Below are 24,219 nucleotides of genomic sequence, written 5' to 3'. Positions count from 1 at the left end.
CCCGGGGGGGGGCGGGGGCGCCGGGGCCGCGCGCGGCGGGGGGGGGGGGGGGGGGGGGGGCCCCCCCCCCCCCCCCCCCCCCCCCCCGGCCCGCCGTTGTTTCCGGACCTGCCCGTACGGCCGGAATCCCGGACCTGTCCGCTTCGGACCCACCACCCACCCACAACCCGATCGACCCACACGAAATCCGGGAGGGGCGCTCCCACGCGCCCCTCCCGGACTCATCGCCGCGGGCCCCGCCTCACATGACGGAGACCCCGCTGTCGATGCTGACCACCTGACCGGTCATGCAGTCCTGGTCGAGGAAGAGCGAGACGCTGCGGGCGACCTCCTCCACCGTGACGAACCTCGGCACCGGCGCCTTGCGGGCCATGTCGTCCATGATCCGTTCCGGCAGGTCCTGGGTCATGCCCGTGATCATGAATCCCGGTGAGACGGCGTTCACCGTGACCCCGCGCCGGCCGCACTCGGCGGCCAGCGTGCGGGTCATGCCGATGACCCCGGCCTTGGAGGCGGAATACGCTGTTTGACCCGCCGTGGCGATCAGGCCCGAGGGCGAGACGACGTTGATGATCCGGCCCCAGCGCTGCCGCAACATGTGCGGCAGCGTGACCCGGCTGGTGTGGAACGTCCCCAGCAGGTTGGTTCGGATGACCTCGTGCCAGTCGTCCGGGGACTGCATCGCCATCAGGGCGTCCCGGCGGATCGCCCCGTTGTTGACCACGACGTCGATAGGCCCGAGGGACTCCTCGACGCGCCGGTACAGCTTTTGGGTCGCCTCCCACGAGCCCACGTCCGCGCCGACGACCACCGCGTCGTGCGTCAGCTTCTCGCGCACCGCATCGGCCTGGTCGGCAGCACGGCGGTAGTGTACGGCCACCCGGCAGCCCAACGCGTCGAGTTCGACCGCGAGCGCCTGCCCGAGCCCGCCCGACGCGCCGGTCACCAGCGCGACCGGCGCGTCGGGGCGCTTCCCCGCCCCCTGTCCGCTCACGCGGCCCCTCCCCAGCACATCAGCACCGAACCCCAGGTCATCCCCGCGCCGAAGCCCGCGAACAGCACGAGCTCCCCAGGCCGGATGCGTCCTGCCTCCAGCGCCTCGGTGAGCGCCAGCGGGATGGAGGCCGAGGCGGTGTTGCCGTACCGCTCCAGGTTGGTCACCAGGGACTCCGGCCGCAGACCGGTGTGCTGGAGAACGGAGTTGATGATCCGGATGTTCGCCTGGTGCGGGACGACGTGGTCCACCTCGGTGGGCGGGACCTTTGCGCTCTCCAGGGTCTCGCGCACCGTGCGGACCGTGTAGCGGACCGCGTTGAGGTAGATCTCGTTGCCCTTGATCTGCGCGTAGTGGAGTCCCTGCGCGACCGTCTCCGGTGTGGTGGGCATCCGGCTGCCGCCCGCGGGCACCTTCAGCGCGTCGGCGCAGGAGCCGTCCGCACCCAGGTTCCACGCCAGTACCGGATCCTCCGGACCCGGCACGAGTACCACCGCGGCCGCGCCGTCGCCCACCAGGATGGACAGGTCACGGTCGGCCGGGTCGGCGGTCAGCGTGTGCGTGTCCGAGCCGATCAACAGGATCGGGCGGCGGTCCATGCGGAGGAACCCCATGGCCGTGACCAGGCCGTACACGAAGCCCGCACACTCGGAGTTCACGTCCATCGCCCCGCCGCCTATGCCCAGTTCATGGTGGACGAAGGCGGAGGTGGCGGGCGAGGGTTGTTCGGGGGTGGCCGTGGCCACGATCAGATGGGCGATGTCGGCACCGGTCAGACCCGCCTTGTCCAAGGCCGCGCGGCCCGCCTCGACGGCCAGCGAGGCAGTGGTCTGACCGGGGTCGACCGCCCGCCGCTCGCGGATGCCGCAGCGGCTGACGACCCAGTCCTCGTCGACCCCGAAGCGGTCCGCCAGCTCGGCGCTGGTGACGACCCGTTCGGGCAGGGCCTTGCCCCACCCCGCGATGTCGAATCCACTCATGTGACGTACCGTCACCCCTCGGCCGGCTGGGGCAGGTGCTCCAGCAGCTTGGTGTACACGTCGCGCATGGTCGTGGTGTCGTCCAGGTCCGTGAAGAGGGACTCGTCCGCGGGAATGTCGGGGTACTGGTTCTGGAAGTTGTAGAGCCACTCCATCAGGTCCAGCGAGTCCACATCCGCGATGTGCTGGATCGGCGCGTCGGGGGTCACCTCGGTGGCCCCCGAGACGACGGCGAGCTGCTGCGCGAGTTCCTCGACGGTCGGCAGTGCCATGGTTGTTCCTCTCTGAACGCGACGGAAGGTCGTGTGTCCGCATGAAAGCCGTCCCTCGCAACCCGACCGCAACAAGGCGGTCACACAACGCTGTTGCGGCCGGATTGCGCCGATCGGCTTGGCTCGGCCCCAGCACGGTTCAGACAGCCGGACGGCCGCCGCGACGCGCGGGTGCCCGACGGTCGAAGCTGCGAGGAGAGGGCGAGGATGGCGACGATTGCCTCCCACACCGCGGAGCCGGAGGTGGACGCCGTCCGCCACCACTACGAGGTGGGAAACGAGTTCTACCGACTGTTGCTCGGCCCCAGCATGATGTACAGCGGGGGTTATTGGGAGCCGGGCGAGCGCCTGGTCGAGGCCCTGGACATCGCGCAGGAACGCAAGCTCGACGTGTTCGCCGACCTGGCACACGTGGCCGGGAAGGACCGCGTGCTCGACATCGGATGCGGCTGGGGCACCCTCGTCCACCGCCTGACGACGAAGCACGGCGTCCGGGAGGCCGTCGGCCTCACCCTGAGCCGCACCCAGGCGGCGTATATCGCGGATCTGGGCAACCCGGCCGTCACCACCCGGGTCGAGAGCTGGTCGGAGCACCACGCCCCCGGCGCGTACGACGCGGCATTCTGCGTCAACGCCCTGGAGCACTTCGTCCCCTCCAGCCTCCCTCCGAAGGAGCGGACCAAGCGCTACCGCTTCTTCTTCCAGCAGGTGCACGAGGCACTGGTGCCGGACGGCCGGTTCGTGCTGCACACGATGACCGCCGAGGCCCAGCCCATCGGCCGCAAGATCCTGGCGGACCTGAAGTTCCTCCAGCGCTCCGAGTTCACCGGGATGCACATCCCGCACCTGCACGAGCTGGCAGCCGGCGCCGAGGGCCTGTTCGAGGTCGTGGAACTGGTCAACGAGCGCGAGGCGTTCGCGCGGGCGTGCCGCGCCTGGCTGGGCCGGCTCGCCGAACGGCGCGACGAGGCCGTCGCGTTGGAGAACGAGGAGGTGGTGGCCCGCTTCGAGCGCTACCTGGACATCTTCGCGTACACGCTGGAGGGCCGCTTCTTCAACAACTTCCGGCTCACGCTGGTCCGCAAGGGGTGACGGGCATGACCGAGACATTTCCGGACTCCGCACGCGACCTGCGGGTGGCGGTGATCGGCAGCGGCTTCTCGGGGCTGGGAACGGCGATCCGGCTGCTCCAGCAGGGCATCGACGATTTCCTCGTCTTCGAACGGGCCGACGAGGTCGGCGGCACCTGGCGGGACAACACCTACCCGGGCTGTGCCTGCGACGTGATGTCGCACCTCTACTCCTTCTCCTTCGCGCCGAACCCCCGCTGGAAGAGCACCTTCGGCAAGCAGCAGGAGCTCTTCGCCTACCTGCGCGACTGCGCCGACGAGTTCGGCGTGCGCTCCCGCATCCGCTTCCGGCACGAGCTGACCGAGGCGCGCTGGGACGACCTGCGCAAGCGCTGGCGGATTTCCACCACGGGCGGGGACTACACAGCCCAGGTGCTCGTCACCGGCACCGGCTACCTCAGCGAACCCGCCATCCCCGACATCCCGGGCCTGGCGGACTTTCAGGGCGAGGTCTTCCACTCCGCCCGCTGGCGCCATGACGTGGACCTCACCGGCCGCCGGGTCGCCGTGGTCGGCACCGGCGCCTCCGCCATCCAGTTCGTGCCCGCCATCCAGCCGGAGGTCGGCCACCTCGACCTCTACCAGCGCACCCCGCCCTGGATCGGGCCCAAGAACGACAAGGTCAACAGCGCCCTGCAGACGAAGCTGCTGACCTCCGTGCCCGGCTACCAGCGCTTCCGGCGGAACTTCAACATGTGGGGCCGGGAGATTCTCGCCTTCGTCATGGCGCGCCCCGCCGTCGCCGCGAAGATGCAGAAGATGGCCTCCGACCACCTGAAGACGAGCGTGCCGGACGAGCGGCTGCGGGCCGTGCTGACGCCCGACTACGTGTTGGCCTGCAAGCGCCTGCTCTTCTCCAACACGTACTACCCGGCGATCCAGCAGCCCAACGTGGACCTGGTCACCGACGGCATCGCCAAGGTCACGGCCGACGCGGTGGTCACGGCCGACGGCCAGGAGCGGCCGGTGGACACGATCATCCTCGGGACAGGCTTCGAGGCCGTACAGCGGCCGATCGCGGAACGCCTCTTCGGGCAGGACGGTGTGAGCCTCAAGGAGACGTGGAGCGAGGGCATGAGCGCCCTGCGCGGAACCGGTGTCGCCGGCTTCCCCAACCTCTTCATGATGCTCGGCCCCAACACGACCCTGGGTCACTCCTCCCAGGTGATCATGATCGAGGCGCAGATCGCCTACGTCCTCGACGCATTGAAGATGATGGGCAAGCGCGGGCTGGCCTGCGTGGAGGTGCTCCCCGAGGCCCAGCGGGCGTACAACGAGCGACTCGACCAGCGGCTTGAGGGCACCGTGTGGAACGCGGGCAACTGCCGGAGCTGGTACCTCGACGAGCACGGGCGCAACCCCTCGATCTGGCCCACCTACACCTGGCGCTTCCGGCGGGCCACCAGCCGCTTCGACCCGGCCGAGCACCTGCTGAGCACCAGCGAGGATCTGCGCGCCCCCGCGCACACCGCTTCCTGACGGCCGCGCCATCGCGACCGACCCGCGTACCCGCGACCGACGAGACACGGAGTTTCCCCGATGAACCTGCACACTCCCTCCCGCAGAGCGGTCCTCGGCACGGTGGGCGCCGCCGCCACCGTGATCGGCTGGAACGCCACCACCGGAAGCTGGGCCTTTGCCGCCGGCACCGCCCGACGCACCGGCGACCGCGTCGTGCCCGTGCCCGGCCTCGACGGCACCCTCACCACCGACACTTCCCAGTTCGGCTCCTATTCCCACGACTTCGGCCGTCTGGTGACGGGCACGGTTCCATGGGCGGTGCTCACCCCCGGCTCGGTCCAGGACATCGCCGTGATGATCCGCTACGCCCGGGCCAACAAGCTCAAGCTCGCCGTCAGCGGCCGCAGCGGCACCGGCGGGGACCTGGAGTCCCACTCCTGCTACGGCCAGGCCGCCGTCCCCGGGGGCATCGCGGTGGACGCCCGGGGCATGGCCCGCATCCTGTCCACCGGCTCCGCCTCGATCACCGTCGAGGCCGGCGCGACGTTCGCGGAGATCACCGACCACCTGCTGCTCCGGGGCCGTACGCTTCCCGCCCTGCCCGACTATCTGCCGCTCTCCGTCGGCGGCACCCTCAGCGTCGGCGGCATCGGCCTGACCATGGGTACCGAGGGTCTGATCGCCGACACCGTGAAGTCGCTGGTCGTGGTGACGGGCACCGGCGAGGTCGTCACCACCTCACCGAGCCGTCAGCCCGAGCTGTTCCGCACCGCGCTGGCGGGCGGCGGACAGGTCGGCGTCATCGTCCAGGTCACCCTGCGGACCGTGCCCGCCGCCGAACGCGCCACCGTCTTCAGCCTGTTCTACGACAACGTCGCCGCCTTCATGAAGGACTCCGAGGTCCTGCTGGCGGACCACCGCTTTCAGATGCAGGGCGGTGAGATGGTCCGGCGGCCGGACGACTCGGGATGGCGCTACAAGATCGAGGCGGTCGCCACGTACTCCGGCGGCCGCATCCCGGACCGCGCCCGGCTGCTGAGGGACCTCAAGGACCTGCGCGCCGAGGCGCTCATCGAGGACTACGCGCTGCGCGACTACCTCTTCCGTCTCGACGGCTTCGAGGCGTATCTGAAGGACGCCGGACACTGGGCCCAGCCCAAGCCCTGGCTGAGCCTGTTCCTGCCGCACTCCTCGGCCGCGCGCTTCCTGCGCATGGTGGAGGGCGAACTGGCACCGGACGATCTGGGCGCGGGCGTGCTGCTGAGCTACCCGTACCTCACCTCCAATGTCACCGCGCCCATGGCCGTCCAGCCGGACGGTCGGGTGGGCTACCTCTTCGATCTGTTGCGCTTCCCGCACCCGGGCACCAGCGCCGCCGACATCGACCGCATGATGCAGCAGAACCGTTGGCTGTACGACCGGGCGGTGGCGATGGGCGCCAAGCGCTACATCGTCGGCGCGGTGCCGAACCTCACCACCGACGACTGGCGCCGCCACTTCGGCACCTCCTACAAGACGCTGGGCAAGGCGAAGCAGCGCTTCGACCCCGGCAACGTTCTCACCCCCGGCCAGGGCTTCTTCGGCTGACCGAGCACGGCCCGGCCGCCCTTCGAAGGCGGCTCGTCACCGTCGATCCCATGAGGAGGAAGAGCAGTTGAAGAGATACGACCTGATCGACGAGGCATTGCTCGCCGCCGCTCCGGACGCTGTCTGGGAGGCCCTGGTGGGCGAACTCGCGGGCGACGCCCGGTGGTGGGTGCCGGACAACACCTTCGAGCCGGTGAACGGCACCCCGGCCCGGGTGGGCACGCTCACCCGGGTCACCGTCCACACCAAGGGCGTGGACAAAGGGGGCAAGAAGATCCGGTTCACCGCGCGCACGACCGCCGTGGAGCCTGGCAGGCGCCTGGCCCTGAAGTACGTGGAGGGGGCGTTCCGGGGCACAGCGGAGTTCACCCTCGCCCCGCTCGACGACGGCGGTACCCGGCTCGCGATGCGCTTCCGGGCCCAGCCGCACGGCGCGCTCGCAGTCCTGGCGAACCTCGTGGACATGGACGCGAAGCACACCCTCGCCACGCGCGCGGCGTTCGCGCGGCTCAGCCGTCTGCTGCCCGCCGCGCCGTCGCCGGCGGCCCCCGCCGCCCCGGCCCCGGAAGTCTCCCGGTGACCGGGCCCGCTCCGGCTCCCGCCCCCGGCGAGACGTTCCTGCGTACGAAGGACGGGGCCCGGCTGGCAGTCTCCGTCCTGGAGCCTCTGGAGCGGGGCGCCGAGGACCGGCCCGTGGTGGTGCTCGCGCACGGCTGGGGCGGCAGCCGCCGGATCTGGAGCCCGGTGACCGACCGGCTGCTGCGGAGCGGCTTCCCGGTGGTCGCCTACGACCTGCGTGGCCACGGCGCCTCCACCGTGGGCGCCTCGGAGGTGACCACCGAGGCGATGAACGCGGACCTGGCGGCGGTCGCCCATCACGCAGGGGGCACGCCGCTCGTCGTCGGGCACTCCGGCGGCGGGTTCGCCGCGCTCGCGCTGGCCGCGGCACCCGAGCCCGGGGCCCGTCCGGTGGGCCTGGTCCTGGTCGCCTCGGCGGCGCACGATCAGGACACCCCGGAGAAGGAGGCCCGGATGATGGAGGCGCCGCTCTTCTCGTGGGCCCTGCGCCGACCGGGCCTCGGGCGGGCCCTGCTGGGGCAGATGACGGGCACGTCACTGGCCCCCCGGCTCCGCGAGGTCAACCGGCAGGTGTTCGCCGCGACCACACCGCAGGTGCGGGCGGCTTGCTTCCGTACCTCCCGGGGCATGGACCTGCGGGCCGCGCTGGCCGAGGTCCGGTTGCCCGCCGCGGTCCTCGCGGGCGAGTCCGACCGGGTCATCCGGCCCGAGCTGGGACGGGAGTTGGCGTCCGCGCTGCCGGACGCCGTGTTCACCTCGATCCCCCGCGCCGGTCATGTCCTGCCCTTGGAGGACCCGGACGCCGTGACCGAGGCCGTCATCCGGACCGCCGCCCGCGTGGGCGGGCGCGCCCGGGACACCGGCGGCATGAAAGAGGCGGGCACCCGGTGAACAGCGTCCTCCCCGGCTCGACTGCCACTGGGTGCGCCGCCCGACCGGCTGTCGGGGACTCATCCGGGTCCGTCCCTGCGCCCGGGAGGCTCCGCTCAGGACACCGACCGGTCGAGGGAACCTGGTGACGGCCCGCACGCCGGGTGTGCTCGTGGGCAGTGCGGCGTTCGGTACGAGGGGCGGTGCGCGGCGCCGGGTACGGGACGGCCGGGTGCTCCCCGTCCAGGCCGGTGTGCCGGATCTCGTACGGGTCGACGCGCCCTGTCCCGCAGGAGCCGACGGACCGCGTCTCGTGCGGGCGGGCACACCGTGCCCCCTGCACGGCACGGCTCCGCGGCTCACTCCGGTGGGCGCACCGTGATCGAGCGGCTCCTCCCGGCAGGGGTCGCCGGGGCGGAGGCCTTCGACGACGCGCTCCCCCACCTGCCGGACCGCCGGGAACTCGCCCTCGTACGGGGCCGGCCGGACCGGGTCGTCCGGCAGTTCACCACTGCGCGCGCCTGCGCCCACCGCTGTCTGGACGTCCTCGGGGCGCCGCCCGGGCCGCTGCTGCGCACGGCGGGCGGCGCCCCGGCGTGGCCCGCAGGGTTCGTCGGCAGCCTCACCCACTGCGTCGGGTACCGGGGGGCGGTGGCGGCGCGCGCGGAGGTGTGGGCGGCGCTCGGCGTGGACGCCGAACCCGCGCTCCCCCTTCAGCACGGCGTCCTCGGTCTGATCGCGTCGGAGTGCGAGCGGCGGATGCTGGCCCGGCTCTCCGGGGAGCGCCCCGAACTACCTTGGGACCGGCTGTTGTTCAGCGCCAAGGAAGCCGTCTACAAGGCTTGGTACCCGGCCACCCGCCAGTGGATCGGCACGGGCGCCGTCGCGGTCGCCTTCACAACCGGTGGCCGGCTGACGGCCGAGGTCCGCCCGGACCGCACGCCGCCGCCCCCGGCGCGGCGACGCCCTGAGGACGGAACCCCGGCCGGAGCCGGCGGCGTCGCGGCCCACTACACGGGCCGCTGGCACGTCGAAGGGGGCCTGCTGCTCACCGCCGTGGCGGTCCCGGCCGCGGCTCCGGTGGGGATGGGGCGCGGGCCCGCGTGTCCGTGGAGGACCGGAGTCCTTCGTTCTGACTGTGGGGAGCATCGCCAGGCGCAGAAGGGAGTCAATCGGGGTCTCCCCTGCTCCGGGGACACCTGCCAGCGGTAGCTGGGGGAGTGCGGTGCCAGGGCACGCGAGCCGAGCTCGGTCCGGACGGGAGGCCCTGGTGCCGGGCGTCGCGACAGGGCGAACGTTGCCTGCCACCGCACCAGGACGCGGCTGCCGGCACCGCCGGGGCTCCCGCGACGGATCCGGACGCCGTCCGGTGACCACCCCGAAGGGCCGCCGGGCCGCACCCGGATCCGTACCCCGCTCTCCCCCGACTCAGCGGACCGGAGCCCGCGGGCCGGAGGCGTCTCAGCATCTGAGGACCACTGTCCGCCCGTCCGAGCCGATGGCCAGGGTCTCCTCGGACCGCCTGCCCCGGCGGAACTCCTGCGGGCTGACGCCCCGTTCCCGCTTGAACGCGGCACTCAGCGCGAACGGCCCCGAATAGCCCACCTGCTGGGCGATCTTGGCGACCGACAGGTCGGGGTCGCGCAGCAGGTCGGCGGCGAGCGTCAGCCGCCATCCGGTCAGGTAGGACATCGGCGGTTCGCCGACGAGCTCGGTGAAGTGCCGGGCCAACACCGCCCGGGAGACTCCGACCGAGGCCGCGAGCGAGGCGACCGTCCACGACTCGCCGGGCCGTTCGTGCAGCAGCCGCAGCGCCCGTCCCACCACCGGGTCGCTCTGCGCCCGGAACCAGAGCGGCGCACCCGTGCCCGGCTCCATGAGCCAGGAGCGCAGCACGTTGATGAGCAGCAGGTCGAGCAGCCGGTCGAGGACGACCTCCTGACAGATGTCCTCCTTGTCCATTTCGGCGGCCAGCATGCCTATCAGCGGGGTCCGCGCGGCCGAGGCGGGCTGGACGAGCAGCGCGGGCAGGCTGGCGAGCAGTCTGCGCCCGACCTCGTTGGGCGCCTGATAGGTGCCGCTCAGCATCACGGTCGACCCGGTGCGGCGCGGCTCGCCCCAGGTGCGCACGCCCAAGGACATCGCCTCGGTGACGTCCTCGCCGTCAGTGGTGTTGCAGCGCTGCTCGGGGTCGACGGTGATGCCCGGGGGCGTCGACGGGTCGTCGGCGAGCGTATAAGGCTCGGGGCCGCGCAGGACCGCCACGTCCCCCGCCGCGATCCGCACCGGGGAGGCCCCCTCGCGGAGCACCCATGCCGAGCCGTGCAGCATGGTGAACACCGACAGGGGTGCGCGGTCCTCGATACGCAGTCCCCACGGGGGGTTGAACACCGATTTCAACAGAAAGGCACCCCGCGCCTTGGGGCTTTCCAGCAGACCGCTGAGCGTATCCACAACCTTCACCTCGCACCGTCTCTCCGTCGTTTCTCGCGGGGCGCTCTCGGCCCCGGCCGTGCCCGTCCCGTGAAGCCGCGCCGCCGGGCGGCGCGGCTCCCGGAAGGAGGCGCGACCGTGGGTCCGGACGCTCCCGTGGGGAGTTCCGGACCCGCGGTGATTCCCGTGTCCAGTCTGTCAACGCTTCCTGCCACCTCGTACCGGCACCACGTCCGTTCGCCGTGGCCGTCACCGCGTCCGTGAGGTCGCCCCCCGCCTCGCCGTGTCGCCCAGCAGGGCGAGGGCACCCAGGCAGGCTGCCGTGCGAACCGCGTTGGCCCGACGCCAAGGGCGCTCGTACGCCTTCCTGACAGCGGCCAGGGCTGCGGCCGACGTGCCAGGGGCGGTGCGCAGCCGGCGGTTCAGAGGCAGGTTGGCGCAGATCGTCACCACGACGCTGAAGCCGTACAGCACCGCGGCGGCCCGGGCCCGCCGGGCGGCGTCGCTCCGGTCCGCACGGGCGAGTCTGCGAGCGGCCACGCCGGTTGCCACGAACACACCTAGGAAAAGCACCCCGAAGACGGCGTTGTCGTCCAGGGCGTCATTGGCCTGGCGCATCGCGGAGACGAATCTCTCGTCCTCGCGGCGCGCGAGGGCGGGCATCACACCGACGTCGAAAGCGAGGTACAGACCGGCCATCAGGCCGGTGCCGAGGGTGGCCGCGACGAGCACGGGGTCCTTGGAGGTGGCCTCGTGGCGGGCGGCGGCAGTGCTCATGGGTGTTCCTCCGGTCGGTTCTGTGGGGCGGGTATGCGGCGCCGCCGGGGCGGCCGTCGACCGCGACCGCCCCGGCGGCGGCCGTTCACCGGGGTTCCAGGATTCCGGCGAGCGAGCGGCGGTAGGCGCCTTCCAGCAGGGTGCGCCCGACCAGGCGCACCGGTCCGGGCATCAGTCTGTCCGGCTGCGGGAGTCCGTCCAGCAGCCACGGTGGAAGGACCCGCTTGACGCGGAAAGGCGCCGCCGCGAGGACGCGGCGCTCCAAAGCGGCGAACACGTCGGCCGGTACACGGGCGAAGGCCGGGAAGGTCAGCGCCTCCTCCTCGTGCAGATGCCGGTGGAGGACGGTGTCGAAGGTGTCGACGTGGCCGCCGATCAGCTCGGCGCGTCCGCTCTCCAGCGCCTTGGTCACTCGGAACATCGAGTCGTCGAGCGCCACGTGGTCCTGCACCATGCGGTGTGAACCGGCGGCGATCTCCGGCACGTGCTCGATCAGGCCCGGCCAAAGGATCTCGTCCTCCGTGCGGTGATGCCAGTCCACGATGGCCCTGAGCTGCTGCCACCACTCAGCGGCCCGGGGAAGACCGGCGGACGTCAGAAGCGGCGCCGCGGCCACCAGTCGCCTGGAGTCGCGCCGCAGCGCGAGGTGCGTCTGCGCGAATCCACGGAGGTGGCGGGGCAGCGCGTCCACACCCTTGTCTCCCCACAGCAGCCCGTCCATCGCGTTCCTCTTTCCTCTGGGCCCCGGCACTCGCCGCCGGGGCGCCCGGCTCGGTCGGTCTGTGACGCTCCACGGTCGGCGCGGTGGTCCGCCGGCCGGACAGCCCGGTCCGGCGGACCACCGCTGCGGGACACCGATTCGTCAGGCGTCCCAGACGCCGGTGGCCGCGGCCTCCTTGGCGTAGTCCGCGAAGTCCTTGGGCTCCCGCCCGAGTGCTTCCCGGACTCCGTGCACCAGGCTGGCGTTGCGGCCGTCGACGATGAGGGTGAAGAGGTCCGCGAACTCCTCCGGCTCGCCCAGCTCGCGCAGCGCCGCGCGGTAGTCGTCGACGCTGACCGGGATGTAGGTGATGGTCCGGCCGGTGGCCGCCGACAGTTCGCGGGCCACGTCGTGGAAGCTCAGCAGCCGCGGGCCGGACAGCTCGTAGGTCTTGCCGATGTGCCGGTCGTCGGTGAGGGCGGCGACCACCACGTCGGCGATGTCGTCGGCGTCGACGAACGGCTCGACCGCGTCGCCAGTGGGAAGCGCCAACTCGCCGGAACGGACCGGGTCGAGGAAGAAGCTCTCGCTGAAGTTCTGGTTGAACCAGTTGGCGCGGACGACGGTCCAGTCGTTGCCGGACGCCTTGAGGGCGTCCTCGCTGGCGACGGCTCCCTCCTCGCCCCGGCCGGAGAGCAGCACCAGGCGGCGGACGCCCCGCTCCACGGCGAACGCGGCGAACCGCCCGACGGCTTCCTTCGCGCCGGGGAAGGCGAGGTCCGGATAGTAGGTCACGTAGGCGGCGGAGACCCCGTCGAGCGCGGCCTCCCAGGTGCTCTCGTCCTCCCAGACGAAGGGGATGCCGCTGCTGCGCGAGCCGCCCCGGGTCGGGCGGCCGAGCCCCTGCAGGCGCTCGACCACGCGCCGTCCGGTCTTACCGGTGTCGCCGATGACGAGGATGGGGGCGATGTTCTGTCCTTGAGTGCTCATAGCTTCATTGAAGTCTCTTCGTTGCAGACGTTACATAGCTCCACCGCTCACTTTCATACGCGATCGTCTCGATCTGCGAGCGTAAGACGTAGGTCCCCATATCCCGAACGGGACACTCGAGGACCAAAGGGGTACGGCCCGGAGCGCCCCGCCGGAGGTTCAGCGGGCGAGGGCCGCGGCCACGAGGACGAAGGCGGCGACGGCGAACAGGGTCCGCGCGCCGTGCAGGGCGTTCCACCGTCCCTCGAAAGCCGTCCGGGCGGCCCGCTCGTCGCCCCGGCTGCGCGAGGACTCCAGCGCGTTGTTGAGGGGGACGTTGCCGCCCGAGGTGATCAGGTGCCCCACCAGCGCGCAGACGGCGGCGACCCCCACGAGGATCGACCCGCTCCCGTCGCGCGTCTCCGGCGCCACGAAGAACGAGACGGCGGGGAAGGCGAGCGAACCGAGGAAGAGCAGCAGGAAAAGCGGTCCGGGGACCTTTCGGTTCACCGCCCGCATGACGAGGGTGAACGAGGCGGCGTCGTCCACCTCTTTCAGAGCGGGCATGACACCCGACAGAAAGGCGAGCATGTATCCGGCGTACAGCCCGGTGCAGAGGAGGGCGAAAATCTCGAGAGCTTCCGACATGCCGGTCATCATCGCCGCCCCCCGCCCGTCCTCGCAGGGCTTGTTCCGCAATCGACGGGAACGGACCGTCCGGAGTTTCCGGAGAGCGCCCCCGTCGTACGACGGGGGTACGGCGGCGGTACCACGAGGGCCCGACGGGCGTACGACTTCCCTCTTCGAGGTCCGCAAGCCTGGCCGACAGGGGCCGCCGGGCTTGGGTGCGCGCGCAGGTTCGGCCGAGCCGACGCCAGGGCGCCGCAGTGCGGGTCGCCGCGCGGACGTCCCGGCATCCCACCGGTAGCGGGCAGCGAGGACGATGATGTCCGTCTCCGTGACCAGGCAGACGAGGCAGACGAGGCAGACGAGGCAGACGAGGCGATGCTCGTCATCGATCCGCCTCGACCACGCCCTGGGCAAGTGGCACTTCAGAGAGCTTTGCGGGCTTCGCTCGCGGTTACGGACATGACCCGATCCCTTCCCTCAAGTGGTACCGGAAGCCCATCTGGCTCAATGCCACCCGTGGCCCCCTGCCCACCGGCTTCCTGACCAGCGGTCTCGTCGTCCCCGTGTGGTGACGGCCCGGCGCAGGGACACCACCACCATCGTCGGGCCGCTCCTCGGACTGCCCGAACTCCGGTACCTCGGTCTTCCCCGCCCCCAGATCATCACCAGCCGCCCCGACGGCTACCTGTGACAGCGAGACCACGTCGAACCGTGGCTGGGGGAATCGGCGGTCGCCTGGATCGACGACGACTTCTCCGAGTTCGACCACACCTGGGCCGCCGAACGGACCGCCCGTGGCACCCGATGCTGCTCGTCCAGCCGGATCCGTACACCGGCCTTACGGCGACCCACCTCCTGACGGTCCAGGAACGGGCATCGCCACAGGGGATGACAACGGGCAGTCGTGCCCGGCCGGTTGTCGGGCAGATGTCCAGGGTCGGGGTGCCGGCCGGTGCGCGGCGTTCGGTGAGGAACAGTGGGCCTTCGGTGCGGCCGGCGATCAGGCGGGGCAGCAGCTGGGCGGTGCCGGACTGCCAGTGGATCCATTCGGTGGCACCGCCCTTGGCGGTGACCTTGCCGCGCTTGTCGGCGGTGAACAGGTCCTCGATGTTGAGGCAGAGCGCCTCCTCGGCCCGGGCCGCCGACTCGTACAGCAGCCGCCACAGCGTCCTCTCGCGCAGGCCCACGCCAAGGCGCCACACGGCGGCGACCTGGGCCAGGGAGAGTGCCTTGGGCTTGTCGGGCGGGGCAGGGCGCCGCTCGATGCCGTACGTGGGGTCGCAGGCGATCCAGCCCTGGCGCCGCCACCAGCCGATGGCCTTGCGGATCACCGACAGTTCGCGGTTGACAGTGTCGGCGTCCAGTTCGTCCGCCCGGGCGGCGGCGAGCTCGGCCGGCAGCGCCGGCAGGGCCTCGTCGTCCAGCGCGGACAGTGGCAGCGCCGGCGGCCTCGCACCGCGCCGAGCCGGACCGGTCGGAGTCGCCCTGCCGGCCAGCATCCACGCCCAGTTCGTCAGCGAGATCCGGTAGACGCGCGCCGAGCCCTTCGAGATACCCGCCGCTGTCAGGTACCGGTCCATCGCGGCGGCGTACGTCCCGGGACCGGCGGCCAGGGACACGACGCGGGCGCGCGGAACGCGATGTGCGCCCCCGGTCTCCGCCACGGCCGCCTGTTCGATCGACCCCCTCGCCCACCCCTCCGGCTCTGCCGCGGTAAATGCGTACACCTCGCCTCCGGCGTCAGCAATCACGCCCGATCGAACATGCGAGGCCATCGCGAGGGAGCGGTCCGGGCTCGGAGAACCTACCCGCGGTAAATCCGTAATTTACCGCGACGGTTCTCTTGGCGTGCATTCGGCTGCTGCTGTGAGCTGTTCGGCCAGATTCTTGAGGGCCGGCCGCAGTTCGTCGGGGCGGTGAATGGTGAAGGGCCATTCGAGAGAGGCGAGCAGGTGTGCCATGCCGTCGAGGCGCTCTGCGCGGGCTTGCATCCGGACGCCGCTGGGTTGGGCGGTGAGTGTGACAGCCGTGCGCGGCAGTCTGCGGGCGATCTCGTCGAGGGGGCCGTGGATGGTCACCTCGACCTGCCAGCGGTAGGGCCCCTGGGCGAGGGTAGAGGTCAGGTGGGCGACGGGGTCGAAGCCGTCGGGGGTGGTGAAGACTTTCGTGCGGGGGGTGACGGCAGCGATGCGGTCGATGCGGAAGGTCCGCAGGTCGTCGCGGAGGTGGTCGTGGCCGACGACGTACCAGCGACCAGTGTGGAAGACCACGCCGTAGGGATCGAGGTCGCGCTCGGTCTGATCCTGCCGCCAGGACTGGTACTTGATCCCGACAGTCGCCCTGGCACGCGAGGCCTGGGCCAGGCCCAGCAGCACGTCGCTCCCGGGTGCCTGCGCGATCACGGCGTTCGCGGTGAAGGACAGGGTCTCCCGCATGGCGGCGAGCGGCTCCCGTAGAGCGTCCGGAAGCACCCTCTCGATCTTGGCCCGGGCACCCGCGCCGGCCAGCACCGTCGTACCCATTCCGAGCCGTTCGGCCGCGAGGAGTCCGAGGACGACAGCGAGGGCCTCGTCGTTGGTGAGCACCAGGGGCGGCATCCGATAGCCGCGTGCCAGCCGGTAGCCGCCGTAGCGGCCGCGCTCAGCCTGTACGGGGATGCCCAGGTCGCGCAGGTGAGCGATGTACCGGCGGACCGTGCGGACGTCGGTGTCCAGCTGGTCGGCCAGCTCGGTCCCGGTGAGCCCGGCGTTCGACTGGAGCAGTTCCAGCAGGGTCAGCACACGGGTCAGGGGATGCGACATGGATCACTCGACATTTCAGGGCTGATTCTGTCCTGTATCGACTCTACGCTCCCCACAGCACCTAGCTTCAGGGAGATCACATGACCACCTTCGTACTCGTTCCCGGCGCCTGGCTCGGCGCGTGGGCCTGGGAAGACACCGCCCGCGCACTGCGGGAGCACGGCCACACGGCGCTGCCGCTCACGCTGACCGGTCTGGCCGAGCGCGCGAAGGAGGGCGGGCCCCAGACGGACCTGGACACGCACATCGCGGACATCACCGAGTTCGTCGAGAAGAACGATCTGCGCGACGTCACCCTGGTCGCCCACAGCTACGCGGCCGCCCCCGTCACCGGCGCGGCCGGGCGCCTCGGCGACCGGCTGGAGCGGGTGGTCTACGTGGACAGCGCCCCGTTCGCCGCGGGCATGCGCATGCTCGACCTCATGCCGCCGGAGGCAGCGGACCAGCTGGGCCGGCAGGTCACAGCCCATGGCGACGGCTGGCAGCTGTCGATGCCGCCGTTCGAGGTCCTGGGCCTGTCCAGCAGCCTCGAGGGGCTCGACGAAGGCCGGCGGGACGTTCTGAGCGCGCGTGCCACTCCTCAGCCGTTCGGCACCTACACCCAGCGCTTCGCCGACCACGCCGCGCCCGGCCCCGGTGTGGACCGTGTCCTGATCGCCTGCCGTGACTTCACGGGCCTACTGGATGCCGGGGTGCCGATGTTGGCTTTCCTCAACCACGCGCCGTGGCGGCGCTTCGACCTACCCACCGGGCACTGGCCGATGCTGTCGGCTCCGTCCGAGCTTGCCGACATTCTCCACGCGGCCGTCTCCTGACCGAAACGGAATCCAACGAGGCATGGCGATGCTCGACCGCGAAGGCATCCGCGGGCTGCGGGCCCGCGCGCAGGCCCTGGCCGGCGGACTGCGGGAAATCTCCGCCGAAGCGGTCGTCCGCCGGGTCTTCGCGATCCAGGCTCAGGACGCCACGGCCGCCGACCTCGGCATTCGAGTACGCGGGCGGGACATCACGGCCGCTGACATCCGTGCGGCGTACGAGGAGGAGCGGAGCATCGTCCGCGGCTGGTTCATGCGCGGCACCCTGCACACCATCCCCAGCGAAGACGCCCATTGGGTCCTGCGGCTTCTCGCTCCCCGGATCATCGCCGGCACCGGCCGCCGCTACCACCAACTCGGCCTGGACGACGACGTTCGCCGACGTGCCGACCTCCTCATCCGGCGCGCACTCGCCACGCACGGCCCGCTCACCCGAGCCGAGCTGACCGAGCACCTCACCACCCTCGGCGTCCCGACGGACGGACAGGCGTCCTTCCACCTGATCCGCCACGCGGCGCTCGGCGGCGTCCTCTGCCATGGCCCGCAGCGGGCCGGTGTGGCCACGTATGTGCTGCTCGGTGACTGGTTGCCCGCCGCCGGGGACTCCCGACCGGAAGGAGACGCCGCCCTGGCCGAGCTGGCCCGTCGCTCTCTGGCCGCGCACGCACCCGCCACATCCGAGGATTTCGCCGCCTGGTCCGGACTGCCCGTCACCTGGGCGCGCGGGGCCTGGAAGATGCTGGCGCAATCCGGTGCGATCACCAAGTTCGGTGCGCAGACCGTGCTCGCCGGATGGGCGGACGATGCCGGAGGCACGGGCAGTACCCCCGATGTCCGCATGCTGCCCGCCTACGACAACTACCTCTTCGGATACCGCACCCGTGAGGCGTCGGTCCCCGGCGCTTCGCCCCACCGTGTCCGTCACCACGCGGCTGACGCTCACCCGCACGGAGTGCTGCACGCCGCGATGATCTGGGCCAACCTGTGCTCCAGCATGTGCCGTCTACCGGCCAACGCTGGGGCCCTTTTTTGCTGACGAGCCACCCATTTCCACGCCGCTACAGGCGGCCTGACCAGCACCCCAACACGCCTGACGATCCATCAGAACGAGTGTCGAATGAGCGTCACGAGCGTCATTTCAGCGTCAAAATATCGCCCGTAACGCCCACACCGCACATAATGCGCATGGATAAAACCCCAGGTCAAGCGCCCTTTGCGACCGGTTCAAGGATCGCCACGCACTCCACGTGGTGCGTCATCGGAACCATGTCCGGATTCCCCAGCTGGAGAAAGCCGCAGGTAAGAGGGCCTTTCCCGGGCGCCGGAACGGCCTGCCCCGGGCCGGAGCGTCATATGAGCGTCACGGCCGTGCCCCTCTGCCGCCGTCATTCACCCCGCCCCGGCCACTTCGGCTGCCCTCCGCGATCGATGCCCTCCCGAGCCGACCGCCGAGGCGGACGGTCTGCCTACTGCCCTTGATCAGCCCGCTTCGATCAAGGCTGCGTGCGCGGCGGCGAGGATCTCCCCGGAGAGCGGGGAGCCCTTGGTGGCCCGGGACAGGACCAGCGCACCGAACAGTGTGCAGAGCCGGACGATGCCGTCCTGGTCGTCACTGGCCAGGAAATCGGCGAAGTCGGCCACCCCCTCGGCGTAGACGCGGCGGGCCTCGCGCCCCCCGTCCTCGCGCGCGATGTCGGTAGCGAGCGCGGCGACCGGGCAGCCGTCCGCCGGGTCATCGCGGTGCTCGACGGAGAGGTAGGTGTCGATCAGCGCCTGCTGGGCGGCGGCGCGCTGCCCGTCGTACCGCTCGAGCCCGGAGCTGTGGCGTTGGGCGAGCTCGGCGAAGGCGTGGGCGGTGGCCTCGTCGACGAGCGCTTCCTTGGAGGCGAACTGCTTGTAGAAGGCGCCGTGAGTCAGACCGGCCGCCGTCATCAGGTCGGCGACGCTGACCTGCATTCCCTGCTCCCGGAACAGCCGGGACGCGGTGTCCACCACCCGCCTGCGATTCTCCTCCGCCTGCGCCTGCGATACGCGACCCATGACCACCTCCCATTTGGATGTCGACTGGCATCTATCATAGACCCGTGTTTAGATTATACTCATAATCTAATCTGTGCGGGTGGCCGTCGGCGCCCGCCATGACCAGGAGCGAGAGCATGGAACTGAAGAACGCGGTCGCGGTCGTCACCGGCGCCAACCGGGGCTTCGGACGGCACTTGGCGGCTCAGCTCGTCGAGCGCGGCGCGAAGGTGTACGGCGCGGCCCGACGCCCCCAGACGGTCGACGTGCCGGGCGTCATCCCGCTGCGGCTGGACGTCACGGACGAGGCGTCGATACGAGAGGCCGCGCACGTGGCGCACGACGCGACACTTCTGATCAACAACGCGGGCATCTCCACCGGCGCGTCGCTGATCGGGGGCGAGCTGGCTGAGGTGCGCCGGGAGATGGAGACCAACTTCTTCGGCCCGCTCGCCGCAACGCGATCCTTCGCCCCCGTCATCGAGGGCAACGGCGGCGGCGCCGTACTCAACGTCCTGTCCGCCCTGTCCTGGTTGCACCCGGCAGGGCTCGGCTCCTACGCCGCGTCCAAGGCCGCCGCGTGGGCGCTGAGTGACGCGACCCGTGAGGAGTTGGCGCCCCGCGGCATCGCCGTCTCGGCGCTGCACGTCGGCTACATGGACACTGACATGGCCGCCGGCGTGCCCGCCGATCAGAAGGTCGCCGCCGCCGACGTCGCGGCCCAGGCCCTGCAGGGCATCGAGGCGGGCCTGCCCGAGATCCTCGCGGACGAGGCCAGCCGGTACGTCAAGCAGAGCCTGTCCGCGGCACCCCAGCCGGACGCGGACTGACGCTCCCCCCTCCACCCCGACGCGACCACCTCCACATCCCTTTCGTTCAAGGACATCTCATGCGTTACACGACCTTCGGCCACCGGACCGGACTGCGCGTCTCCGAGTACGCGCTCGGAACCGCGAACTTCGGCACCGGCTGGGGCGCAGGCGCCGAGCCGGACAAGGCACGCCGGATCTTCAACCGGTTCGCCGAGGCCGGCGGCACCTTTCTCGACAGCGCGGACGGCTACCAGTTCGGCGAGTCGGAGGAACTGACCGGAAAGCTGATCTCCGCCGACCGCGACCACTTCGTCCTTGCCACGAAGTTCGCCCTCGGCGCCGCCCCGCAGCCGGACATCTCCAGAACCGGCAACAGCCGCAAGAACATGGTCGCCTCGGTCGAGGCCAGCCTGAAGCGCCTGGGCACCGACTACATCGACCTGCTGTGGGTGCACTTCCCCGACGAGCTCACTCCGATGGAGGAACTCCTGCGCGGACTCGACGACCTGGTGAGTGCCGGCAAGATCCACCACGCCGCCCTGTCCAACTTCCCCGCCTGGCGCGTCTCGCGCGCGGTAACCCTCGCGGACCTGAAGAACTGGGCCCCGATCGTGGGCATCCAGCACGAGTACAGCCTCGTCGAGCGCACCGCCGACCGTGAGCTCCTGCCCATGGCCGGGAGCCTCGGGCTCGGCGCCGCCCTGTGGTCCCCGCTCGGGGGCGGACTGCTCACCGGCAAATACCGCAGCTCCGCCGAGGGCCGCCTGAGCGACCTGGGCATGGTCATCCACACCGAGAGCACCGGCCAGAAGACCGCCGTCGTCGACACCGTCCTGGCGATCGCCGAGGAGACCGGCGTGACGCCCGCCCAGGTAGCGGTGGCCTGGGTGCGCGAGCGCGCCGCCCGTTCCGCGGCCACGCTCGTCCCGATCATCGGCCCGCGCAACCTCTCCCAGCTCGACAGCTACCTCGGCGCCCTCGACCTCCACCTGACCGATGATCAGTACACCCGCCTGACCGAGGTCAGCGCGGTGCCGCTCGGTATGCCTCACGAGGGGATCGCCGCCTCCCTGGACCGCCTCCAGGGAGGCGCCGCCGACCGCGTCACCGCCCCGGTCGTGCCGGTGGCCTGATGGGTGAACGCAGCTGAGGACGCGGCGCGCCGCGCACAGCCAGAAAAAAACACAAACTACTTCGCACTGAGAAATACCCGGAGCAAACGGAGACCCCGACCTTTCACGGACGGGAAACAGAACGGAGACGACGATGAGGGCTTTCACGGTCGAGAACTACGGCGGCCAAGCCGGGATGCGCGCCGCCGACATACCCGACCCCCGGGTAGGGGCCGACGACGTCCTGGTCAAGATCCACGCGGCGAGCATCAACCCGCTGGACCTCAGAATCCGCAACGGAGACTTCAAGGCGTTCATGCCCTACCGTCTCCCGCTCGTTCTGGGCAACGACCTCGCAGGGACCGTCGTCCGGGTCGGCCCGTCCGTCACCCGTTTCGCAGTGGGCGACGAGGTCTACGCCCGGCCGGACAAGGACCGCATCGGTACCTTCGCCGAACTCATCGCCGTCCACCAGGACGACCTGGCACCCAAACCGGCCACCCTCACCATGGCCGAGGCCGCCTCCCTCCCCCTGGTCGCCCTGACCGCATGGCAGGCACTGGTCGAGCGGGCACGCGTGCAGCCGGGCCAGAAGGTCCTCATCCACGCGGGCGCCGGCGGCCTCGGCTCCATCGCCGTCCAGCTGGCCAAGGCGCTGGGCGCGCATGTGGCCACCACCGTGAGCACCGCCAAGGTCGGCTTGGCCAAGGACCTCGGCGCGGACGTCGTCGTCGACTACCGCACCCAGGACTTCGAAGAGGTCCTCGACGGCTACGACGTCGTCCTCGACAGCCTCGGCGGCGAGAACCTCGCCAAGTCCCTGCGCGCTCTCAGGCCCGGCGGCGCAGCCATCAGCGTTGCGGGCCCGCCCGACCCGGCCTTCGCCCGCGAACTGGGCGCGAACCCGATCCTCCGCCTGGCCATGACAGCCCTCAGCTTCACGGCCCGGCGCAACGCCAAGCGCCACGGTGGGACGTACTCGTTCCTGTTCATGAAGGCCAGCGGCGACCAACTGCGCGAACTCACCCCCCTCATCGACACGGGGAAGATCCGCCCCGTCATCGACCGCGTCTTCCCGTTCGAGCAAACCCTCCAGGCCATGGAGTACGTGGAAAAGGGACGGGCAAAGGCCGGCAAAGTCGTCGTCGCAATGACGTAAGGGCGGTGACGAATCGCAGGCGCCCGTCACCTCCGACAACAAGAAGACCCTGCCCCCCCCCCCCCGCCACACCACCTGAGGACCCGGCCATGAGCGCACCGCCCAGTTCCCCCGCCCCGACGGCGTACAAGAACACGCCGAACCGCTCCGTGTCCGTGCGTGGCGTGACCTTCGTCTACCGGCAGCTCGGCCCGGACGACGGCGTACCACTGATCCTCCTCAACCACCTGTCCGCAGTCCTGGACAACTGGGATCCCCGCGTCGTCGGCGGACTCGCCGCGCGGCGCCCGGTGGTCACCTTCGACAACCGCGGTGTCGGCGGGTCCGGCGGCTCCACACCCGACACGATCGAGGCGATGGCCCGCGACACCGTGCTGTTCATCCGGGCCCTCGGATACGACAGGGTCGACCTGCTCGGCCTGTCGATGGGCGGCTTCATCGCCCAGGTCATCGCGGCAGAAGAACCCGATCTTGTACGCAGGCTCATCCTCGCCGGCACGGGACCCGCCGGAGGCCCCGGCATCGACAAGGTCACCAGCCTCACCGTCAAGGACACCATCAAGGCCGTCCTGACCCGCAAAGACCCGAAGCAGTACCTCTTCTTCACCGGCACCGCGGCTGGCCGCCGAGCGGCCCGTGCCTTCCTGGACCGGCTGGGGGAACGCACGGACGACCGCGACAAAGCCATCTCGCTCTCGTCATTCCGCGCCCAGCTGAAGGCCATCCACCACTGGGGCCGCCAGGCACCGGCCGACCTGTCGCGCATCCACCAACCGGTCCTGGTGGCCAACGGTGAGACCGATCGCATGGTCCCGAGCGTCAACTCGGTCGACCTGGCGGCCCGGCTGCCCCAGGGCGAACTCGAACCCCTCTACCCCGACGCCGGACACGGCGGGATCTTCCAGCACCACGACAGATTCGTCCCGCGGGCGCTTGAATTCCTGGAACCGTAGCCATCACTACAGCCCTCGACCGGCTCACCCAACTGCCCGTCCCAGGCCGACCAGCCAATTCCCCGTCTCTTCGACAGCAGCCCAACACCTGGACAAGTGGAACCCGGCGCCCCGAGGCAACGCTCGGATCTTCGGCCTGCACACCCTCGACCCACGGCACGGAAACGGCCCACCGACGCCGTCGGCGGACCGTCATGAGAGTTCGAGGCTAACGCGCTGCTCGACAGGTTGAGCCCGACAAGTCGATTGACCCGCGCAATCTGATCCAGGACGACCACCTCACGCTCCATCAGAAACAGCGTCGAACGAGCGTCAAGACATTCCTCGAATCCGTCCCCTACGGAGTTGAGGCAGAGCGTGCTCGACCCACGCCCTCTCTGCGAAACCGCAGGTGAGACACGTGGCGGGAACCTGCAACATGCTCCACGCGGTGGGCCTACGGAAACATTTCGGCACGACCCACCGCAACCTGGAAAACCAGAGAAGCAGCAGGTCAGACACCCTTTGCTGCGGGCTCCAAAATAGCCACGCACTCCACGTGGCGCGTCATCGGGAAGAGGTCGGCCCGGGCGAGTCACGAAAAATACCAGGTCAGGGCCCGTTTTTCGGCTCATTGCTCGGTGTGCGTGCGCCGAGAGCGTCAAACGAGCGTCATGACCGACAGTCCATCCCTCCTGATCCGGGCAGAGCACGCTGCCACAACCAGCTCACCCACCGTCCATAAAACCCGGGGCTTGACAATCTCGTTCATGTCGTCGCCCCGCTCCTGAGCAAGGTGCCCAAGAGCGTGATGTCGGACCAGGTGGACTTCGTGACGGCATTGCTGAAAGCGGCGTTCAGGCTCTCGGAAGCTCTGTACCGCCGTACTGGAGGAAATCTCCAGGCCGTGGTCTTCTCCGGCGTCCGGTGGGGAACTCCTGGCCGGTCGTATGCGGAGGGCGTCGACATCGGCGAACGCGCTCAGCGCGTCCACGCCGGACTCCCATGGGGCTCTGTCGTTGGCCTCTTCTGCAAGTCTCTAGTGGACAGGGCACAGCACGACATCGACCGCGCAGTCGCCGACGATCTCAACCTCGATCCACCGCGTGATCCCTGATCACGCGGTGTGATTGCTTTCGGGGTGGTTTTTCGGTTTCCGGCAGCAGGCGTTTCCGGTTGCCGCTGCC

Annotated in this window: 25 protein-coding genes; 14 read left to right on the top strand and 11 right to left on the bottom strand. The window is 70.6% G+C overall.

What is annotated here, in order from left to right:
- Nucleotides 1–241: 241 nt before the first annotated feature.
- Genes ACFYQA_RS32095 through ACFYQA_RS32085 form a run of 3 tightly spaced genes read right to left on the bottom strand, consistent with a single transcriptional unit; the run spans nucleotide 242 to nucleotide 2,246 of the window.
- Nucleotides 242–994: an SDR family NAD(P)-dependent oxidoreductase gene (locus tag ACFYQA_RS32095; protein ID WP_388925457.1), complete on the bottom strand. Its 753-nt coding sequence runs from the start codon at nucleotides 992–994 to the stop codon at nucleotides 242–244.
- Entirely contained in the window at nucleotides 991–1,974 is a 984-nt protein-coding gene (locus tag ACFYQA_RS32090; protein ID WP_388925454.1) for a 3-oxoacyl-ACP synthase III family protein, read from the bottom strand. The genes ACFYQA_RS32095 and ACFYQA_RS32090 overlap by 4 nt, the downstream gene beginning before the upstream one ends.
- An 11-nt stretch (nucleotides 1,975–1,985) precedes the next feature.
- Nucleotides 1,986–2,246 (bottom strand): hypothetical protein, encoded by a 261-nt coding sequence (locus tag ACFYQA_RS32085; protein WP_388925451.1) that lies wholly within the window; start codon nucleotides 2,244–2,246, stop codon nucleotides 1,986–1,988.
- 207 nt (nucleotides 2,247–2,453) lie between these two features.
- Here ACFYQA_RS32085 and ACFYQA_RS32080 point away from each other — a divergent pair, with 207 nt between their 5' ends.
- The 6 genes from ACFYQA_RS32080 (at nucleotide 2,454) to ACFYQA_RS32055 (ending at nucleotide 9,085) form a co-directional block, all read left to right on the top strand.
- Nucleotides 2,454–3,338 carry a class I SAM-dependent methyltransferase gene (locus tag ACFYQA_RS32080; protein ID WP_388925448.1) on the top strand — a complete coding sequence of 295 codons (885 nt, stop codon included), beginning with the start codon at nucleotides 2,454–2,456 and terminating at the stop codon, nucleotides 3,336–3,338.
- Nucleotides 3,339–3,343: 5 nt separating this feature from the next.
- Nucleotides 3,344–4,855 (top strand): flavin-containing monooxygenase, encoded by a 1,512-nt coding sequence (locus tag ACFYQA_RS32075; RefSeq protein ID WP_388925445.1) that lies wholly within the window; start codon nucleotides 3,344–3,346, stop codon nucleotides 4,853–4,855.
- A 60-nt stretch (nucleotides 4,856–4,915) separates the two neighbouring features.
- Entirely contained in the window at nucleotides 4,916–6,424 is a 1,509-nt protein-coding gene (locus ACFYQA_RS32070) for an FAD-binding protein (RefSeq protein WP_388925442.1), read from the top strand.
- A 67-nt stretch (nucleotides 6,425–6,491) separates the two neighbouring features.
- Nucleotides 6,492–7,004 (top strand): SRPBCC domain-containing protein, encoded by a 513-nt coding sequence (locus ACFYQA_RS32065; protein WP_388925439.1) that lies wholly within the window; start codon nucleotides 6,492–6,494, stop codon nucleotides 7,002–7,004.
- Nucleotides 7,001–7,894, top strand: a complete 894-nt coding sequence (locus ACFYQA_RS32060; RefSeq protein WP_388925436.1) for an alpha/beta fold hydrolase — start codon at nucleotides 7,001–7,003, stop codon at nucleotides 7,892–7,894. The genes ACFYQA_RS32065 and ACFYQA_RS32060 overlap by 4 nt, the downstream gene beginning before the upstream one ends.
- A gap of 357 nt (nucleotides 7,895–8,251) precedes the next feature.
- Nucleotides 8,252–9,085: a 4'-phosphopantetheinyl transferase gene (locus ACFYQA_RS32055; RefSeq protein ID WP_388925433.1), complete on the top strand. Its 834-nt coding sequence runs from the start codon at nucleotides 8,252–8,254 to the stop codon at nucleotides 9,083–9,085.
- 249 nt (nucleotides 9,086–9,334) lie between these two features.
- On the opposite strand, the gene ACFYQA_RS32050 is transcribed toward ACFYQA_RS32055, so the two are convergent.
- From ACFYQA_RS32050 to ACFYQA_RS32030, 5 genes are all read right to left on the bottom strand, one after another.
- Complete coding sequence (locus ACFYQA_RS32050) at nucleotides 9,335–10,327, bottom strand: AraC family transcriptional regulator (protein ID WP_388925430.1); 993 nt, start codon at nucleotides 10,325–10,327, stop codon at nucleotides 9,335–9,337.
- Nucleotides 10,328–10,555: 228 nt separating this feature from the next.
- Nucleotides 10,556–11,083 carry an anthrone oxygenase family protein gene (locus ACFYQA_RS32045; RefSeq protein WP_388925427.1) on the bottom strand — a complete coding sequence of 176 codons (528 nt, stop codon included), beginning with the start codon at nucleotides 11,081–11,083 and terminating at the stop codon, nucleotides 10,556–10,558.
- Nucleotides 11,084–11,168: 85 nt separating this feature from the next.
- Nucleotides 11,169–11,804 (bottom strand): hemerythrin domain-containing protein, encoded by a 636-nt coding sequence (locus ACFYQA_RS32040; RefSeq protein ID WP_388925424.1) that lies wholly within the window; start codon nucleotides 11,802–11,804, stop codon nucleotides 11,169–11,171.
- A 141-nt stretch (nucleotides 11,805–11,945) separates the two neighbouring features.
- Nucleotides 11,946–12,773 carry an NmrA family NAD(P)-binding protein gene (locus ACFYQA_RS32035; protein ID WP_388925421.1) on the bottom strand — a complete coding sequence of 276 codons (828 nt, stop codon included), beginning with the start codon at nucleotides 12,771–12,773 and terminating at the stop codon, nucleotides 11,946–11,948.
- Between the two features lie 159 nt (nucleotides 12,774–12,932).
- Nucleotides 12,933–13,400, bottom strand: a complete 468-nt coding sequence (locus ACFYQA_RS32030) for an anthrone oxygenase family protein (protein WP_388925418.1) — start codon at nucleotides 13,398–13,400, stop codon at nucleotides 12,933–12,935.
- Between the two features lie 547 nt (nucleotides 13,401–13,947).
- Between ACFYQA_RS32030 and ACFYQA_RS32025 the strand changes: the two genes are divergently transcribed.
- Nucleotides 13,948–14,073: a hypothetical protein gene (locus ACFYQA_RS32025; RefSeq protein ID WP_388925415.1), complete on the top strand. Its 126-nt coding sequence runs from the start codon at nucleotides 13,948–13,950 to the stop codon at nucleotides 14,071–14,073.
- Here the strand turns inward: ACFYQA_RS32025 and ACFYQA_RS32020 are convergent.
- Nucleotides 14,045–15,046 carry a tyrosine-type recombinase/integrase gene (locus ACFYQA_RS32020; RefSeq protein ID WP_388925412.1) on the bottom strand — a complete coding sequence of 334 codons (1,002 nt, stop codon included), beginning with the start codon at nucleotides 15,044–15,046 and terminating at the stop codon, nucleotides 14,045–14,047. The genes ACFYQA_RS32025 and ACFYQA_RS32020 overlap by 29 nt on opposite strands.
- A 162-nt stretch (nucleotides 15,047–15,208) precedes the next feature.
- Nucleotides 15,209–16,183, bottom strand: coding sequence for a helix-turn-helix transcriptional regulator (locus ACFYQA_RS32015; RefSeq protein WP_388925409.1), 975 nt, complete (start codon nucleotides 16,181–16,183; stop codon nucleotides 15,209–15,211).
- 80 nt (nucleotides 16,184–16,263) lie between these two features.
- On the opposite strand from ACFYQA_RS32015, the gene ACFYQA_RS32010 reads away from it, so the two are divergent.
- Nucleotides 16,264–16,998 carry an alpha/beta fold hydrolase gene (locus ACFYQA_RS32010; protein ID WP_388925407.1) on the top strand — a complete coding sequence of 245 codons (735 nt, stop codon included), beginning with the start codon at nucleotides 16,264–16,266 and terminating at the stop codon, nucleotides 16,996–16,998.
- Between the two features lie 22 nt (nucleotides 16,999–17,020).
- Entirely contained in the window at nucleotides 17,021–18,034 is a 1,014-nt protein-coding gene (locus ACFYQA_RS32005; protein ID WP_388925404.1) for a winged helix DNA-binding domain-containing protein, read from the top strand.
- A gap of 443 nt (nucleotides 18,035–18,477) precedes the next feature.
- On the opposite strand, the gene ACFYQA_RS32000 is transcribed toward ACFYQA_RS32005, so the two are convergent.
- The gene (locus ACFYQA_RS32000; RefSeq protein ID WP_388925401.1) at nucleotides 18,478–19,038 is read right to left on the bottom strand and encodes a TetR/AcrR family transcriptional regulator; all 561 of its coding nucleotides are present in this window, start codon (nucleotides 19,036–19,038) and stop codon (nucleotides 18,478–18,480) included.
- Between the two features lie 116 nt (nucleotides 19,039–19,154).
- On the opposite strand from ACFYQA_RS32000, the gene ACFYQA_RS31995 reads away from it, so the two are divergent.
- From ACFYQA_RS31995 to ACFYQA_RS31975, 5 genes are all read left to right on the top strand, one after another.
- Nucleotides 19,155–19,847 carry an SDR family oxidoreductase gene (locus ACFYQA_RS31995; protein ID WP_388092835.1) on the top strand — a complete coding sequence of 231 codons (693 nt, stop codon included), beginning with the start codon at nucleotides 19,155–19,157 and terminating at the stop codon, nucleotides 19,845–19,847.
- A 59-nt stretch (nucleotides 19,848–19,906) separates the two neighbouring features.
- A complete protein-coding gene (locus ACFYQA_RS31990; RefSeq protein ID WP_388925398.1) occupies nucleotides 19,907–20,962 on the top strand; it encodes an aldo/keto reductase in 1,056 nt (351 codons plus the stop codon).
- Nucleotides 20,963–21,095: 133 nt separating this feature from the next.
- Nucleotides 21,096–22,100 (top strand): NADP-dependent oxidoreductase, encoded by a 1,005-nt coding sequence (locus ACFYQA_RS31985; RefSeq protein WP_388925395.1) that lies wholly within the window; start codon nucleotides 21,096–21,098, stop codon nucleotides 22,098–22,100.
- A gap of 89 nt (nucleotides 22,101–22,189) precedes the next feature.
- Nucleotides 22,190–23,053, top strand: coding sequence for an alpha/beta fold hydrolase (locus tag ACFYQA_RS31980; RefSeq protein WP_388925392.1), 864 nt, complete (start codon nucleotides 22,190–22,192; stop codon nucleotides 23,051–23,053).
- 790 nt (nucleotides 23,054–23,843) lie between these two features.
- Nucleotides 23,844–24,149, top strand: a complete 306-nt coding sequence (locus tag ACFYQA_RS31975) for a hypothetical protein (RefSeq protein ID WP_388925389.1) — start codon at nucleotides 23,844–23,846, stop codon at nucleotides 24,147–24,149.
- Nucleotides 24,150–24,219: the final 70 nt, after the last annotated feature.

The sequence above is a fragment of the Streptomyces sp. NPDC005774 genome, assembly GCF_042871645.1.
In the GTDB taxonomy this organism is placed as follows: Bacteria; Actinomycetota; Actinomycetes; order Streptomycetales; family Streptomycetaceae; genus Streptomyces; species Streptomyces pratens.
This window is presented reverse-complemented; position numbering and strand designations above follow the sequence as displayed.

Coding starts and splice junctions, on each gene's coding strand:
- ACFYQA_RS32090 (WP_388925454.1), bottom strand. CDS start 1,974: ATGAGTGGATTCGACATCGCGGGGTGGGGCAAGGCCCTGCCCGAACGG.
- ACFYQA_RS32085 (WP_388925451.1), bottom strand. CDS start 2,246: ATGGCACTGCCGACCGTCGAGGAACTCGCGCAGCAGCTCGCCGTCGTC.
- ACFYQA_RS32080 (WP_388925448.1), top strand. CDS start 2,454: ATGGCGACGATTGCCTCCCACACCGCGGAGCCGGAGGTGGACGCCGTC.
- ACFYQA_RS32075 (WP_388925445.1), top strand. CDS start 3,344: ATGACCGAGACATTTCCGGACTCCGCACGCGACCTGCGGGTGGCGGTG.
- ACFYQA_RS32070 (WP_388925442.1), top strand. CDS start 4,916: ATGAACCTGCACACTCCCTCCCGCAGAGCGGTCCTCGGCACGGTGGGC.
- ACFYQA_RS32045 (WP_388925427.1), bottom strand. CDS start 11,083: ATGAGCACTGCCGCCGCCCGCCACGAGGCCACCTCCAAGGACCCCGTG.
- ACFYQA_RS32040 (WP_388925424.1), bottom strand. CDS start 11,804: ATGGACGGGCTGCTGTGGGGAGACAAGGGTGTGGACGCGCTGCCCCGC.
- ACFYQA_RS32035 (WP_388925421.1), bottom strand. CDS start 12,773: ATGAGCACTCAAGGACAGAACATCGCCCCCATCCTCGTCATCGGCGAC.
- ACFYQA_RS32030 (WP_388925418.1), bottom strand. CDS start 13,400: ATGTCGGAAGCTCTCGAGATTTTCGCCCTCCTCTGCACCGGGCTGTAC.
- ACFYQA_RS32015 (WP_388925409.1), bottom strand. CDS start 16,183: ATGTCGCATCCCCTGACCCGTGTGCTGACCCTGCTGGAACTGCTCCAG.
- ACFYQA_RS32010 (WP_388925407.1), top strand. CDS start 16,264: ATGACCACCTTCGTACTCGTTCCCGGCGCCTGGCTCGGCGCGTGGGCC.
- ACFYQA_RS32005 (WP_388925404.1), top strand. CDS start 17,021: ATGGCGATGCTCGACCGCGAAGGCATCCGCGGGCTGCGGGCCCGCGCG.
- ACFYQA_RS32000 (WP_388925401.1), bottom strand. CDS start 19,038: ATGGGTCGCGTATCGCAGGCGCAGGCGGAGGAGAATCGCAGGCGGGTG.
- ACFYQA_RS31995 (WP_388092835.1), top strand. CDS start 19,155: ATGGAACTGAAGAACGCGGTCGCGGTCGTCACCGGCGCCAACCGGGGC.
- ACFYQA_RS31990 (WP_388925398.1), top strand. CDS start 19,907: ATGCGTTACACGACCTTCGGCCACCGGACCGGACTGCGCGTCTCCGAG.
- ACFYQA_RS31985 (WP_388925395.1), top strand. CDS start 21,096: ATGAGGGCTTTCACGGTCGAGAACTACGGCGGCCAAGCCGGGATGCGC.
- ACFYQA_RS31980 (WP_388925392.1), top strand. CDS start 22,190: ATGAGCGCACCGCCCAGTTCCCCCGCCCCGACGGCGTACAAGAACACG.
- ACFYQA_RS31975 (WP_388925389.1), top strand. CDS start 23,844: ATGTCGGACCAGGTGGACTTCGTGACGGCATTGCTGAAAGCGGCGTTC.